Genomic DNA, 14,926 nt, shown 5'->3' on the forward strand with positions numbered 1-14,926 from the left:
GGTCCTGGCCGCTACCGTGTTCCCACCCGGACGCCGGGACCGGGCCGGCCGCCACCCCCTCGAGCGCCGACCCGTGCAGGTCCCCCCTCACACGGAGGTCTGATGGATCTTCTGCTCAACCACTTCTGGGAACTCACCATCACGGGACTGGCCTTCGGGGCCATCTACGCCCTCATCGCCCTCGGGTACACGCTGGTCTACGGCGTCCTGCGCCTGATCAACTTCGCGCACTCCGAGGTCTTCATGTGGGGCAGCTTCGCCGCCGTGTGGGTTCTCCTCGCCATCGGCGGCGGGAAGGCCACGGGCATGGGCCTGGTCGGCTACCTCGTCGTGGGCTTCCTGGCCGCCATGCTCGTCTCGGCCCTGGTCGCCCTCGCACTGGAGTTCGTGGCATACCGGCCGCTGCGCAAGCGCAACTCCCCGCCGCTCATCGCGCTCATCTCCGCCATCGGCGCCTCGTACACCCTCTCCGAGGCGATGGGCCTGCGTGACAAGCCGTTCAAGGCCATGGGCCTCGACGTGAAGCTGGGCGACTACGTGGGACGGCCCCGTGAGGCCTCCCCCTTCCCGCTCCAGATCAACACGGTCCGGCTGTTCACGATCGGCGACTACCAGGTCTCCAACAAGGACCTCATCGTCCTCGGCTCCGCCATCGTCATGATGGTCGTGCTCGACCAGTTCGTGAAGCGCTCCCGGCTCGGCCGCGGCATCCGGGCCGTCGCCCAGGACCCCGAGGCCGCCGCGCTCATGGGCGTCAACCGCGACCGGGTCATCCGGCTCACCTTCGTCCTCGGCGGCGCCATGGCCGGCGCCGCGGCGATGATGTACCTCATCAAGGTCGGCCAGACCCGGTACAACGCCGGCTTCCTGCTGGGCGTCAAGGCCTTCACGGCCGCGGTCCTGGGTGGCATCGGCAACCTGCGCGGTGCGCTCCTCGGCGGGTTCGTGCTCGGCGTGGCCGAGAGCTACGGCTCGGCGATCTTCGGGTCGAACTGGAAGGACGTCGTGTCGTTCACGCTGCTCGTCGTCATCCTCCTGTTCCGCCCCACCGGCCTCCTCGGCGAGTCCCTCGGAAAGGCACGCGCATGAACGGTGTCCGCAGCTTCTTCTCCGGCGTCGCCGACCGCTACCGCGCGCTGCCCCGCTGGGCCCGGATCGTCCTGGTCCTGGCCGTGGTCGTGCTCATCTACCTGCTGCCGATCCTCAACCCACCGTTCATCACGACGCAGGACTCCGACTTCGGTGCGGTGCTCTTCCTGTGTGCGCTGTACGCCCTCGTGGCGATCGGGCTCAACATCGTGATCGGGTATGCCGGCCTGCTCGACCTCGGGTACATCGGCTTCTTCGCGATCGGTGCCTACACCGTGGGTGTCCTGGGCTCGCAGCACGGCAAGCTGCCGCTGCTGCTGTGCATCCCGGCCGCCATGCTCGTGACCCTCGTGTCCGGCATCATCCTCGGCGCACCGACCCTGCGGGTCCGGGGCGACTACCTGGCCATCGTCACGCTCGGGTTCGGTGAGATCGTCCGGCTCATCCTGGTCAATGGCGACGCCCTGACCAACGGCAGCCGAGGCATCTCGAACATCCCGACGCCGCCCAGCGTGGTGCTGTTCTCGCTCCCCCACCTGGAGTGGAACGGCCTCGTCGCCACCCTGAACCTGGACAACACGAGCAAGGCGTTCGAGTTCAGCGTCACCGACTCGGTGCCCTACTACTGGCTGGCGCTGACCTTCGTGATCATCGTGCTGTTCCTCGACTGGCGGATGCAGAACTCGCGCGTCGGCCGGGCCTGGGAGGCCACCCGTGAGGACGAGGACGCCGCCGAGCTCATGGGCGTGCCGACCTTCAAGTTCAAGCTGCTGGCGTTCGCCACGGGTGCCGCCATCGGTGGCCTGTCCGGGGCGCTCTTCGCCACCAAGCAGCAGTTCATCAACCCCGACAACTTCACCATCCTCTACTCGGTGCTGTTCGTCGCCATGGTCGTCGTCGGCGGCCAGGGCAACCGGTGGGGTGTCGTCGTGGCGGCCGCACTGCTGACGTGGGCGCCGGAGAAGTTCCGGTTCCTGTCCGACGCCCGCTTCCTCCTCTTCGGCATCGCGCTGATGGCCCTGGCGATCTTCCGGCCCCAGGGGCTGCTGCCCCCGCGGCGCTCGGTCCGTGCGAAACGGGCCGACGAGGTCGCCCCCGACCAGATCGACGCGGAAGGAGTCGCTCGTGTCTGACACCACCCCCTCTGCCACCACCCCGGACCCGAAGGCGTCCAGCACCCCCGAGCCCGCCAAGGGCCCCCGGGTGGACGACGACACGTTTCTCGGTCCCGACACCGAGGCGACACCCGACACGTCCGTCGACATCTCCGTCGAGGAGGTGCAGGACCTCCCCCAGGGCAAGATGCTCGAGGTCGACGACGTGACGCTGCGCTTCGGTGGCGTCACCGCCCTCGACGGCGTCTCGTTCCACATCAACACCGGGGAGATCCTCGGGCTGATCGGCCCCAACGGCGCCGGCAAGACGACCTGCTTCAACGTGATGACCGGCGTCTACCAGCCCACCTCGGGGAACGTCCGCTTCATGGGCGAGCCGCTGGGGCGGCGCAAGAAGTTCCAGATCACCAAGCTGGGCATCGCGCGCACGTTCCAGAACATCCGGCTCTTCCACAACATGACCGCGCTGGAGAACGTGCTCGTCGGTGCCGACGCCCACCACTCCACCGGCATGGGCACCGCCCTGCTCCGCCTGCCCAAGCACAGGGCGGAGGAGAAGGAGGGGATGGACCGCGGCTACGAGCTGCTCAAGTTCATGGGCCTGGACAAGCGTGCCGACGAGCTCGCCCGGAACCTCCCCTACGGCGACCAGCGCCGGCTCGAGATCGCGCGGGCCCTGGCCACCAACCCCAAGCTCCTGTGCCTCGACGAGCCCGCAGCCGGCTTCAACCCGGCCGAGAAGGCCCGGCTCATGGAGCTCATCCAGTCGATCCGCGAGCAGGGCTACACCGTGCTGCTCATCGAGCACGACATGAAGCTCGTGATGGGCGTCACCGACCGGATCGTCGTGCTGGAGTTCGGCAAGAAGATCGCCGAGGGCAAGCCGGCGGAGATCCAGGACAACCCCGCGGTCATCGCCGCCTACCTGGGAGTGGATGAGAATGCTTCTTGAGGTCGACGACCTCTGCGTCAACTACGGCCGGATCGAGGCGATCCGCAACATCTCGTTCCGGGTCGAGGAGGGTGAGGTCGTCACCCTCATCGGGGCCAACGGCGCGGGCAAGACGACGACGATGAAGACCGTGTCGGGCCTGCGCCCGGTCCGGGCCGGCGCGATCCGCTTCGAGGGCCAGGACATCACGTCCATGCCCGCGCACGACCGCCCGGTCCTCGGCATCGCGCAGTCCCCCGAGGGTCGCGGCTGCTTCGTCGGCATGACGGTCACCGAGAACCTCGACATGGGCGCCTACGCCCGCAAGGACCGCAAGTCGGGCAAGGTCCGCGAGGACCTCGACCGGGTCTTCGGGCTCTTCCCCCGCCTGGCCGAGCGCCGGACGCAGGTCGCGGGCACGATGTCCGGTGGCGAGCAGCAGATGCTGGCGATCGGGCGCGCGCTCATGGCCTCGCCCAAGCTGCTCCTGCTCGACGAACCGTCCATGGGCCTGGCGCCCAAGCTCATCCAGCAGATCTTCGAGATCATCACGGAGATCAACAAGCAGGGCACGACGGTGCTGCTGGTGGAGCAGAACGCCGCGCAGGCGCTCAAGAGGGCGCACCGCGCGTACATCCTCGAGACCGGGGAGATCGTCCGCGAGGGCACCGGCGAGGAGCTCGCCAACGACCCGGCCGTCAAGGCCGCGTACCTCGGCGGCGACATCTAGCACCGCTCGCTCGACCGACGAACGGCCCCGGAGGTTCCCCTCCGGGGCCGTTCGTCATGCTCCTACCCCTCCACTTGTTGCCCACTAGTGGTCACTAGGGCATCCAGGACCGCTCGTGGTGACCACGACGTGGCAACACGCGGGGAATCAGCGCGGCGAGCGGGGGGCCTTCTTCGTCGCCGACTTCTTCGCCGTGGTCGACTTCGTGGTTGCCGACTTCGTCGTCGTCTTCCGGGCGGGAGCCTTCGTCGTGCTGGCGGTGGCGCGGGTGGCCGTGCGCTGGGTGGCTGCCGACGCGGCCGCGGTCTTCTTCGTCGCCCGGCTGCCGGTCGCCCGGGTCGGGGTGCGCGCACTCTTGGCGAGCACGGGCGCGAGGAACCGGCCGGTGTGGCTCCCCTCGACCTGCGCGACCTCCTCGGGCGTGCCCTCGGCGATGACCAGGCCACCGCCGTTGCCGCCCTCCGGACCCATGTCGATGATCCAGTCGGCGTTCTTGATGACGTCGAGGTTGTGCTCGATGACGATGACCGTGTTGCCCTTGTCGACCAGCCCCTGGAGCACGAGCAGCAGCTTGCGGATGTCCTCGAAGTGCAGACCCGTGGTCGGCTCGTCGAGCACGTAGATGGTCCGGCCGGTCGAGCGCTTCTGCAGCTCCGAGGCCAGCTTGACGCGCTGCGCCTCACCACCGGAGAGGGTGGGCGCGGGCTGGCCGAGCCGGACGTAGCCGAGGCCGACGTCGTTGAGCGTCTTCATGTGCCGGGCGATGGCGGGCACGGCCGCGAAGAAGTCGGCGGCCTCCTCGATCGGCATGTCGAGGACGTCGGCGATCGTCTTGCCCTTGAAGTGCACCTCGAGGGTCTCCCGGTTGTACCGGGCGCCGTGGCACACCTCGCACGGGACGTAGACGTCCGGCAGGAAGTTCATCTCGATCTTGATGGTGCCGTCGCCGGAGCAGGCGTCACAGCGGCCGCCCTTGACGTTGAACGAGAACCGGCCGGGCTGGTAGCCGCGGATCTTGGCCTCGGTGGTCGTGGCGAACAGCTTGCGGATCGCGTCGAACACGCCGGTGTACGTCGCCGGGTTGGACCGCGGCGTGCGGCCGATCGGGCTCTGGTCGACGTGCACGACCTTGTCGAGGTGCTGCAGGCCCGTGACCGTCTTGTGCCGGCCGGGGACGTGCCGGGCGCCGTTGAGCTTGTTGGCCAGGACGTTGTAGAGGATGTCGTTGACCATGGTCGACTTGCCCGAGCCGGACACGCCGGTGACCGCCGTGAGGGTCCCGAGCGGGAACGACACGTCGACGCCCTGGAGGTTGTGCTCGCGCGCGCCGACGACCTTGACCTCGCGGCCCTTCTCGCGCGGGCGCCGCACCGACGGGGTGGGGATCTCCAGCCGGCCCGAGAGGTACTTGCCGGTCAGTGAGTCGGGGTGCTCGAGCAGGCCCTTGACGGTGCCGGAGTGCACGACGACACCGCCGTGCTCCCCCGCGCCCGGGCCGATGTCGACGACCCAGTCGGCGGTGGCGATGGTGTCCTCGTCGTGCTCCACGACGATGAGCGTGTTGCCGAGGTCGCGCAGCCGCGTGAGGGTCTCGATGAGCCGGTGGTTGTCCCGCTGGTGCAGGCCGATGCTCGGCTCGTCCAGGACGTAGAGCACGCCGACGAGGCCGGACCCGATCTGCGTCGCGAGCCGGATGCGCTGGGCCTCGCCACCGGACAGCGTGCCGGCAGGGCGGTCGAGCGAGAGGTAGTCGAGGCCGACGTCGAGCAGGAAGCCGAGGCGGGCCTCGATCTCCTTGATGACGCGCTCGGCGATCTGCCGCTCGCGCGGGCTGAAGTCGACCTCCTTGAGGAAGGTCGCGCAGTCGGCGATCGCCATGGCGCAGACCGCGGAGATCGACTGGCCGCCGAGCAGCACCGCCAGCGACTCCGGCTTGAGGCGCGCGCCCTTGCACTCGGGGCACGGCACCTCGCGCATGTACCCCTCGTACCGCTCACGGCTCCACTCCGAGTCGGTCTCGGAGTGGCGGCGGCGGACGAACGGGACGACGCCCTCGAACCCGGTCGTGTACGAGCGCTCCCGGCCGTAGCGATTGCGGTACCGGACGTGCACCTTGTAGTTCTGCCCGTGCAGCAGCGCCTCCTTGGCGCGCGCCGGCAGGGCGTGCCACGGGGTGTCCATGGAGAACTTGAGGTCCTCGGCCAGCGCCGTCATGACCCGCTGGAAGTACTCGGCCGACCCGCTGCCCTGGGCCCACGGCGCGATCGCACCATCGGCGAGGGACAGGTCCTCGTCGGGCACGAGCAGCTCGGGGTCGACCTCGAGCTCGGTGCCGAGGCCGGTGCACTTCGGGCAGGCGCCGAAGGGGCTGTTGAACGAGAACGACCGGGGCTCGACCTCGTCCATGGCGAGGGGGTGGTCGTTGGGGCAGGCCATCTTCTCGGAGAAGCGCCGCTCGCGCTCCGGGTCGTCGGCGTCGCGGTCGACGAACTCGACCACGAGGACGCCGCCGGCCAGGGACAGGGCGGTCTCGACCGAGTCGGTGAGCCGCCGCTTGGACCCGGTGTCGTCGCCCTTGGCCACGAGCCGGTCGACGACGACGTCGATCGTGTGCTTGACCTGCTTCTCGAGCTTGGGCGGCTCGGTCAGCGAGACGACCTCGCCGTCGACCCGGGCCCGCGAGAAGCCCTTGGTCTGCAGCTCGGCGAACAGGTCGACGTACTCGCCCTTGCGCGCCCGGACGACCGGCGCGAGGACCTGGAAGCGGGTGCGCTCGGGCAGCTCGAGCAGCCGGTCGACGATCTGCTGCGGGCTCTGCCGCGTGATCGGCTCGCCGCAGACGGGGCAGTGCGGCCGCCCGGCGCGGGCGAAGAGGAGGCGGAGGTAGTCGTAGACCTCGGTGATGGTGCCGACGGTCGAGCGCGGGTTCCGGTTCGTCGACTTCTGGTCGATCGACACGGCCGGCGAGAGCCCCTCGATGAAGTCGACGTCCGGCTTGTCCATCTGTCCGAGGAACTGGCGGGCGTACGCGGAGAGGGACTCGACGTAGCGGCGCTGGCCCTCGGCGAAGATGGTGTCGAACGCCAGCGAGGACTTGCCGGAGCCCGAGAGGCCGGTGAACACGATCATCGAGTCGCGCGGCAGCTCGATCGAGACGTCGCGGAGGTTGTGCTCGCGGGCCCCGCGGACGATGAGCTGGTCGTGCGTCGGACGGCGTGCGGGCAGGGCGGAAGTCACGGTGTCCATCGTAGGTGGGGCCACCGACATCGCCCGTCGGAGCCCTCCCGCGCCCGCGTGCGGGGCCGCCGGCACCCGGCATACAGTCGCCGCATGCCCGGCCACGAGAGCACGCCCATCGAGGAGTACGCGCTCCTCGGCGACACGGAGACCGCGGCGCTCGTGAGCCGGCAGGGCTCGATCGACTGGCTGTGCCTGCCGCGCTTCGACTCCCCCGCCTGCTTCGCGGCGCTCCTGGGCACGCCCGAGCACGGGCGCTGGCTGCTCGGACCCCGGGACGAGGCGCGCAGCACCCGCAGCTACCTCGACCACTCCTTCGTGCTCGAGACCGTGCACGAGACCGCCACCGGCGCGGTGAAGGTGACCGACCTCATGCCGCTCGGGGACGGTCGCGCCGACATCGTGCGCAGCGTCGAGGGGCTGCACGGCGTCGTCACCATGCGGCACGAGTGGGTCGTCCGGTTCGAGTACGGCCAGGTGCGGCCGTGGGTGTCGCACGGCACCGGGCACCGCCTCGACAGCGACGTCATCCGTGCCGTGGCGGGTCCCGACATGCTCGTGCTCCGCGGCACCCGGCTCCCCCGCGCCCGCGACGGCCGGCACGTCGACGAGTTCGACGTGCACGCCGGCGAGACCCACACGTTCTCGACGACCTGGTTCCCGTCGTACGAGCCGGTGCCCCCGCCGCTCGACATCGACAGCCGGATCGAGGAGACCGTCCGCCTCTCCACCCACTGGGCGTCACGCTGCGACTACGACGGACCGCACCGCGACCTGGTCGTCCGGTCCCTCCTCACCCTCCGTGCCCTCACCCACTCCCGTTTCGGCGGCATCGTGGCCGCGCCCACGACCAGCCTCCCGGAGGACTTCGGCGGCGAGCGGAACTGGGACTACCGGTACTGCTGGCTGCGCGACGCCTCCCTCACCCTCGAGGCGCTGCTCGCCTCCGGGTACGTCGACGAGGCGCGCCTGTGGCGCAACTGGCTCGTGCGCGCCGTCGCCGGCGACCCGGAGGACCTGCAGATCATGTATGCCGTGGACGGTGCCCGGCGGCTGCCGGAGCGCACGCTGGAGCACCTGCCCGGGTATGCCGGCTCGGTGCCGGTCCGCGTGGGCAACGGGGCCGTCGAGCAGCGGCAGTCCGACGTGCTCGGAGAGGTGATGATCGCCCTCGACGAGGCCCGCCGACGGGGCCTGGAGGTGCTGCCCCAGGCGTGGGCGATGCAGCGGGTGCTCGTCGACGAGCTGGCCCGCCACTGGGATGCCCCTGACAACGGGCTGTGGGAGATCCGCGGCCCGCGCCGCCACTTCACCCACTCGCGGGTCATGGTGTGGGCCGCCCTCGACCGGGCCGTGCGCGGCGTCGAGGAGTGGGGGCTCGAGGGGCCGGTCGACCGGTGGCGCGACCTGCGGGACCGCGTGCGTGCGGAGATCCTCGACAAGGGGTACGACGCCGACCGTGGCACGTTCACCCAGCACTACGACACCAAGGAGGTCGACGCCTCCCTCCTGCTCATCCCGCTCGTCGGGTTCCTCCCGCCTGACGACCCGCGGGTGCTCGGCACCATCGCCGCCGTGGAGCAGGACCTCATGCGCGACGGCTTCCTGCTGCGCTACCGCACCCAGAGCGGCGTCGACGGCCTCGCCGGGGACGAGCACCCGTTCCTGGCGTGCTCGTGGTGGCTCGTGAGCGCGTATGCCGTGAGCGGCCAGGTCGACAAGGCCACCGCCCTCATGGACCGGCTCGTGACGCTCTTCAACGACGTCGGTCTGGTCTCGGAGGAGTACGACCCGGCGAACTCGCGCATGGTGGGCAACTTCCCGCAGGCGTTCTCGCACCTCGCCTTCATCGGGGCCGCGCACGCGCTGGCGGCAGCCACCCGGGCAGCGGCGACCGGGACCGCGTCCCACGGCACCACGCCGTCGGACCCCGTCACCCCGGAGCCGGCGCGGGGAGACGGCGACGCAGGCGGGGCGGACCCTGCGCCGGAGCCCTCGGGCTCCTAGCCTTCGGACATGGAGTCCCAGCTGGCCGCCCTGGCCGCCCACACCGACCGCCTCCTCGCCACCGCCCGCACCCTCGACGACCCGGCCGCCGACTCGCTCTGCGACGGGTGGACCCGCGGGCACGTCCTGACCCACGTGGCCCGCAACGCCGAGGCGATCGACCGGCTGGCGCAGTGGGCGATCGACGGGGAGCGGCGGGACATGTACCCAGGTGGGACGCGGGCCCGGGACGCGGAGATCGAGGCGGGCGCGGAACGGTCCATGGCAGAGCTGGTCGAGGACGTGCGCAGCACGGCCGAGGCACTGGCGCCGGTGCTCGAGCGGCTCGCCACCGCACCTCGCGCCGTCGAGCACGTGGAGATGCGCGGAGGCCTGGCCGTCTCGCCGGACGTGCTGCCGCTGCTGCGGCTGCGCGAGGTGGTCTTCCACCACGTCGACCTCGCGGCCGGCTTCACCTTCGCGGACCTCGAGCCGGACCTGGCGCGCCGGTTCGTCGACGACGCGGTCACCCGGCTGCGGGCTGCCGCCCCCGACCTGGCCCTGTCGCTGCGCTCCGACGAGGGCGACACCTGGCGCCTCGGACCCGAGGACGCCGCCGACGATGCCGAGGTCACCGGGCCGCTGGCGGGGCTGCTGCTCTGGCTCGCCCGGCGCGACCCCAGCGGCGTGCGCTCCGAGCACCTGCCGGAGCTCCCCCGCGGCTCGTAGCCCCCGGGTCGGTCCGCCTCAGGCGGTGAGCCGGGTCCCGGTGATGCCGGCCCGGCGGGCGATGGCCACCGCGGCCAGTGCCGAGTGCACCTTGAGCTTGTGCAGGATGCTCTGCACGTGGGTGCGCACCGTGTTGGGCGACACGTGCAGCAGGTCGCCGATCTCGGTGCGGGTCAGGCCCTCGACGAGGCAGGACAGCACCTCGAGCTCACGCGACGTCAGGTCGGTGATCCCCTGCACGTTCTCGAGCTGCGGCTGGGCGCCCCGGGACATGCCCACGAGGACCTGGGCGAGCAGGTCGGCCGGGATGCACGTCTCACCGCGCGCCACGCCCCGGATGGCGTCCGCGAGCGCGTTCGCCGTCACGGTCTTGGGCAGCCAGCCGCGGACCCCCAGCTGCACCGCCTCGACCACGCGGGAGTCGGAGTCCGCGCCGGTCGCGACGAGGATGCCCACGCGAGGACGGGTGCGCAGGACGTGCCGGGCCACCTCGAGGCCGTCCTCTCCCGCCAGGTTCAGGTCGAGGACCAGGACGTCGAAGTCGACGTCGTCGACGAGGCGCATGGCATGGTCGAGGCTCGTCGCGGCGCCCGTGACCACCAGGTCCGGGTGGTCACCCAGACAGAGGGCCAGGGCGTCGACGAACACCTCGTGGTCGTCCACCAGGACGACGCGGATCGGCGACGACATGCGCAAAGGCTGCCGGTCGGGGCCCCGCGCGGTAACCGACCCGTGCTGGAGAGCCCGCTACGTCAAAAGGGTGACGGTCCGTCTGCACCGCAGACGGACCGTCACCCTCAGGAACCCCCGCAGGTCAACGCAGGTGCGCCGGCCACGTCTCCTGCGACCCGTGGGCCGACAGCAGGGCGGCTGCCTGCAGCCTCGAGTGCACCCCCAGCTTCGTCAGCAGGTTCTGCACGTGGGTGCGCGCGGTGCTGCGCTGCACGCCGAGCGAGGTGGCCATCTCCTCCGTCGTCTGGCCGTCCATGATGCAGCGCATCACCTGCCACTCGCGGTCGGTGAGGAACTGCAGGGCCCACAGCGGGTCGTCCGACGACTTCTGCGGGCGCAGGGCGCGCTGCAGCAGCGACGGCTCGACCGCGAGCTGCCCGCGGACCGCTCGGTCGAGCATCTCGACGATCTCGACGATGGGCTTCTCCTTGCCGACGTACCCGGACGCACCCTCGGCGATCGCCCGGCCGACGATGGCGTGGTCGGCCTCGGCCGACAGCATCACGACCTTGGTCGACGGCGACAGCTCCCGGATCCGGTGGATCGCCGTGAGCGACGTCCCGCCCGGGAAGTTGACGTCGAGCAGGCAGACGTCCGGGTGGTGCTCGGCCACCGCCTCGACCGCCTCGTCGGGCGACTCGGCGAGCGCCAGGACCTCGTGACCCCGTGCCCCCAGGGCGAGGCCCAGGGCCTCGAGCAGGAGCAGGTGGTCGTCGCAGACCACGATCCTCACGAGGCCACCGACCTCAGGCCCGACGGGGTCAGGCGGATGTCCGCCTCGACACCGCCACCGGAACCGCCGTGGATCTCGAACGACCCACCGCACGACGCGACCATTGCGCGCGTCGTGGTCAGGCCGAGCGAGGTGCGCGACGAGATCTTGCCCAGACCCGGGCCGTCGTCGACGACGCTCAGGTGCACCCCGACCGGGTCCTGGTGGACCTCGACGCGCACGTGGCCGTCCTCGCCTGCCGCACGGACCGCGTTGTCGAGCACACAGGCGAGTGCCCGGCTCAACGCGACCGGGCGTGCCGACGCGTACGCCACGGCGTCGCCCACGAGCTCGATCTCGCAGTCCGCGGTCGCCCGCGCCCGCTCGACCCCCTGGGCCGCCACCTCGACGACGTCCGTCGGGACGACCGCGTCGGTGGCGCCTCCGCCGAGACTGGCCTCGACCAGCTCGGCGAGCCAGCGTGCCTGCCCTGCGATGACGTCGAACTTGCGGTTCGTGTCCCCACCCTCCGTGCCGGCCAACATCAGGATGGCCGCCAGCGGCTGCCGCAAGTCGTGCAGCAACGCTCGAACGGTGTCGATTTCCCCTCCAGCGACTGGGCGCTGGACCTCCTGTACCACTGCAACCATGTGCATTCCCTCACAACCCGCGAGCCGGGGACCTGCACCCCCTGTGAGGCCCCCTGTGGCTCTGCGACCGCTCAAAAGTAGGACGCCGGAAAGAGGAGCAGCAATAGTCATTCGGGACTAGGCGATACCACCGATTTCCCGTGGTTGCCTGTCATCGGGGGAGAATGCCTCTCATGGCGATGACCAGCGACGACGGATCCGGCCGACCTGCAGAGGAACACGTGTGGGGCGGTCTCACGATGTGGCGCGCAGCAGTGTCCGAGATGGACAACAACGCGTACCTCCTGCGCTGTTCGAGCACCGGACAGCTGCTCCTCGTGGACGCCGCCGACGACGCCGAGCGGCTGCTCCGGCTCGTCGAGGGCGCCGGCGGGGACCTGCGCACGGTCGTCACGACGCACCAGCACTGGGACCACCACCGGGCCCTGGCCGAGGTGGTGGCGGCGACGGGTGCCTCCACCGCGTGCGGCGCCGACGACGCGGAGGGTGTGCCGGTGCCGCCCGACCGCCTGCTGGCCCAGGGCGACGTGGTCCAGGTGGGGGACGTGCCCCTGGAGGTCGTGCACCTGCGGGGCCACACGCCGGGCTCGGTGGCGCTGGCCTATCGCGACCCGGAGGGGCCGACGCAGCTCTTCACCGGCGACTCCCTGTTCCCCGGCGGCGTCGGCAACACGAAGAACCCCGGGCAGAGCTTCGACTCGCTCATCGAGGACGTGACCACCCGCGTGTTCGACGTCTACGACGACGACACGGTGGTGTGGCCCGGGCACGGCGCGAGCACCACGCTCGGCGCCGAGCGGCCGCACCTGGCGGAGTGGCGCGCCCGCGGCTGGTGAAGCTGGCCCCGCGCGCGGCGCAGACCGTGACGCAGACCGTGGCGCAGGCGTCCCACCCGGCTCACTAGAGTCGCCGACTGTGACGCCCCGCCAGCCCCCCGCGCCTCCCCTGCTGCTGGTGCTGGCGGCGATCGCGTCCGTCCAGCTCGGGGGTGCCCTCGCGGCCACGCTGGTGCCCGAGATCGGCGCAGGCGGGTCGGTGGTGCTGCGGCTGCTCTTCGCCACCGCGATCCTCGGCCTGCTGGCCCGTCCCCGCCTCCGGGGTCACTCGCGGCGCGCGTGGCTCGTCGTCGTCGGCTTCGGGCTCGCCCTGGGGCTGATGAACCTCGCCTTCTACGCCTCGCTCGCCCGCCTGCCGATCGGCGTGGCGGTGACGATCGAGTTCCTCGGGCCGCTCACGCTCGCCACCGTCCTGTCCCGGCGCGCCCGCGACCTCGCGGCCGTCGGCGCCGCCGCCGTCGGGGTGGTGCTCATCTCGGAGGCGCTGGACACGCCGTGGCACCGGCTCGAGTGGGCCGGGCTGGGGCTGGCGGCGCTCGCGGGCGCCTGCTGGGCGGCATACATCGTCGCGAGCCGGCACGCCGGCCGCGAGTTCGTCGGGCTGGAGGGCCTGGCGCTCGCCATGGGCGTGGCGCTCCTCGTCGGCCTGCCCTTCGGTGCCGCGTCGGTGCCGCAGTGGAGCGGAGAGGCGGTGCTCAAGGGTCTCGGGATCGCAGTGCTGTCGTCGGTGCTGCCGTACTCGCTCGAGCTCGCGGCGCTGCGGCACCTGAGCCCCCGCACGTTCGGGGTGCTGCTCAGCCTCGAGCCGGCAGCGGCCGCGCTCGCCGGGCTGCTCGTGCTCGGCCAGCGGCTGCACCCCACGCAGCTGGCGGGCATGGGACTGGTCGTGCTGGCCAGCGCCCTGGTCATGGGCGCCGGCCAGCCACGGGACCCCGCGGCCTCAGGAGGCTGAGCGCTCCACCTCGGACTCGCGGTCGTCGCGCCGCGTCTTCCAGAGGCTGGCGACGGTGGTCACGCCGAGGATGACGACGATGGCGCCGAGCGACACCGAGATCGGGATGTCCGGAGCGGCCTCCACGTGCTTGCCGCCGTTGATGAAGGGCAGCTCGTTCTCGTGCAGGGCGTGCAGGACGAGCTTGACGCCGATGAAGGCGAGCAGGACGGCCAGCCCGATGGTGAGGTAGACGAGCTTCTTGAGCAGGCCGCCGATGAGGAAGTAGAGCTGGCGCAGGCCCATCAGCGCGAAGAGGTTCGCGGTGAGGACGAGGTACGGCTCCTTGGTCAGGCCGTAGATGGCGGGGATCGAGTCGAGGGCGAAGAGCAGGTCGGTCGTGCCGAGCGCCACGATGACGATGAACATCGGGGTGGCCAGCTTCTTGCCGTCGACCTTCGTGAAGAGCTTCGGCCCGTCGTACTCCTTCGTGGCCGGGAAGCGGTGCTCCACCCAGCGCATGAAGCCGTTCTCCTCGTACTCCTCGTCGTCATCGCCGTTCTCGCGGGCCAGCTTGACCGCGGTGTAGATCAGGAACGCGCCGAAGATGTAGAAGACCCAGGAGAACTGGTTGATGGCAGCCGCCCCGACCGCGATGAAGATGCCGCGCAGGACGATCGCGATCACGATGCCGACGAGCAGGGCCGTCTGCTGGAGCTTCTCCGGCACCGCGAACCGGGCCATGATCAACAGGAAGATGAAGAGGTTGTCGACCGACAGCGAGTACTCCGTGAGCCAGCCCGCGTAGTACTCGGTCATGAACTTCGCGCCGGCCTGGTCGTGGGTGAACCACCAGACGCCGAGCCCGAACACCAGGGCCGCGCCGACGTAGACCGCCAGCGCGAGGCTGACCTCCTTGGTCGACGGCACGTGCGGCCGGCGGGCGACGACGAAGATGTCGAAGAGCAGCACCGCGGCCATGAGCCCGATGGTGAGGTACCAGACCCAGGGGGCGACCTCCATCTGCGTGGTGGTGGTCGCTGCGAGTGTGGTCACGGTCAAGGGTCCTCCGGTCACGACGAGGTGGCCGGAGGTCTCTCCCGCCCCGTGAGGTGCGGACCGGCGCCCCGGGCTGCAAGCCGTGATGACGAGGACACCGCGATGGGGATACTCCCCTCCGAATAGCCTGACCAGTCTCCCAGACCGCCGCGGACGTCCCCAAATCGGGTCCAGCACGCGGCCTCCTCC

13 protein-coding genes are annotated in these 14,926 nt (G+C 70.8%); 8 read left to right on the top strand and 5 right to left on the bottom strand.

Annotated elements, in window-relative coordinates; all coding sequences use genetic code 11:
* Positions 1-102 precede the first annotated feature (102 nt).
* Genes J2X64_RS17495 through J2X64_RS17510 form a run of 4 tightly spaced genes read left to right on the top strand, consistent with a single transcriptional unit; the run spans position 103 to position 3,865 of the window.
* Positions 103-1,089 (top strand): branched-chain amino acid ABC transporter permease, encoded by a 987-nt coding sequence (locus J2X64_RS17495; protein ID WP_310157215.1) that lies wholly within the window; start codon positions 103-105, stop codon positions 1,087-1,089.
* A complete protein-coding gene (locus J2X64_RS17500; protein WP_310157217.1) occupies positions 1,086-2,222 on the top strand; it encodes a branched-chain amino acid ABC transporter permease in 1,137 nt (378 codons plus the stop codon). The genes J2X64_RS17495 and J2X64_RS17500 overlap by 4 nt, the downstream gene beginning before the upstream one ends.
* Positions 2,215-3,156: an ABC transporter ATP-binding protein gene (locus J2X64_RS17505; protein ID WP_397444080.1), complete on the top strand. Its 942-nt coding sequence runs from the start codon at positions 2,215-2,217 to the stop codon at positions 3,154-3,156. Before J2X64_RS17500 ends, J2X64_RS17505 begins: the two co-directional genes overlap by 8 nt.
* The gene (locus J2X64_RS17510; RefSeq protein ID WP_310157591.1) at positions 3,146-3,865 is read left to right on the top strand and encodes an ABC transporter ATP-binding protein; all 720 of its coding nucleotides are present in this window, start codon (positions 3,146-3,148) and stop codon (positions 3,863-3,865) included. Before J2X64_RS17505 ends, J2X64_RS17510 begins: the two co-directional genes overlap by 11 nt.
* A 147-nt stretch (positions 3,866-4,012) precedes the next feature.
* Here J2X64_RS17510 and uvrA read toward each other — a convergent pair whose 3' ends face one another.
* Positions 4,013-7,111: an excinuclease ABC subunit UvrA gene (gene uvrA, locus J2X64_RS17515; RefSeq protein ID WP_310157219.1), complete on the bottom strand. Its 3,099-nt coding sequence runs from the start codon at positions 7,109-7,111 to the stop codon at positions 4,013-4,015.
* Between the two features lie 84 nt (positions 7,112-7,195).
* On the opposite strand from uvrA, the gene J2X64_RS17520 reads away from it, so the two are divergent.
* The gene (locus J2X64_RS17520; protein WP_310157222.1) at positions 7,196-9,109 is read left to right on the top strand and encodes a glycoside hydrolase family 15 protein; all 1,914 of its coding nucleotides are present in this window, start codon (positions 7,196-7,198) and stop codon (positions 9,107-9,109) included.
* Positions 9,110-9,118: 9 nt separating this feature from the next.
* Complete coding sequence (locus J2X64_RS17525; RefSeq protein WP_310157225.1) at positions 9,119-9,817, top strand: maleylpyruvate isomerase family mycothiol-dependent enzyme; 699 nt, start codon at positions 9,119-9,121, stop codon at positions 9,815-9,817.
* Positions 9,818-9,835: 18 nt separating this feature from the next.
* On the opposite strand, the gene J2X64_RS17530 is transcribed toward J2X64_RS17525, so the two are convergent.
* The 3 genes from J2X64_RS17530 to J2X64_RS17540 all read right to left on the bottom strand — a co-directional run bounded on the left by J2X64_RS17530 (position 9,836) and on the right by J2X64_RS17540 (position 11,845).
* Positions 9,836-10,507, bottom strand: coding sequence for a response regulator transcription factor (locus J2X64_RS17530; RefSeq protein WP_310157227.1), 672 nt, complete (start codon positions 10,505-10,507; stop codon positions 9,836-9,838).
* Between the two features lie 124 nt (positions 10,508-10,631).
* Positions 10,632-11,282: a response regulator transcription factor gene (locus J2X64_RS17535; protein ID WP_310157229.1), complete on the bottom strand. Its 651-nt coding sequence runs from the start codon at positions 11,280-11,282 to the stop codon at positions 10,632-10,634.
* Positions 11,279-11,845: a HAMP domain-containing sensor histidine kinase gene (locus J2X64_RS17540; protein WP_310157231.1), complete on the bottom strand. Its 567-nt coding sequence runs from the start codon at positions 11,843-11,845 to the stop codon at positions 11,279-11,281. The genes J2X64_RS17535 and J2X64_RS17540 overlap by 4 nt, the downstream gene beginning before the upstream one ends.
* A 239-nt stretch (positions 11,846-12,084) precedes the next feature.
* On the opposite strand from J2X64_RS17540, the gene J2X64_RS17545 reads away from it, so the two are divergent.
* Positions 12,085-12,747, top strand: coding sequence for an MBL fold metallo-hydrolase (locus J2X64_RS17545; protein WP_310157233.1), 663 nt, complete (start codon positions 12,085-12,087; stop codon positions 12,745-12,747).
* Between the two features lie 79 nt (positions 12,748-12,826).
* Positions 12,827-13,699 carry an EamA family transporter gene (locus J2X64_RS17550; protein ID WP_310157235.1) on the top strand — a complete coding sequence of 291 codons (873 nt, stop codon included), beginning with the start codon at positions 12,827-12,829 and terminating at the stop codon, positions 13,697-13,699.
* Here J2X64_RS17550 and J2X64_RS17555 read toward each other — a convergent pair.
* Positions 13,688-14,701: a TerC family protein gene (locus tag J2X64_RS17555; RefSeq protein WP_310157593.1), complete on the bottom strand. Its 1,014-nt coding sequence runs from the start codon at positions 14,699-14,701 to the stop codon at positions 13,688-13,690. The genes J2X64_RS17550 and J2X64_RS17555 overlap by 12 nt on opposite strands.
* Positions 14,702-14,926 lie beyond the last annotated feature (225 nt).

The organism is Phycicoccus sp. 3266, assembly GCF_031456495.1.
Taxonomy (GTDB): domain Bacteria; phylum Actinomycetota; class Actinomycetes; order Actinomycetales; family Dermatophilaceae; genus Pedococcus.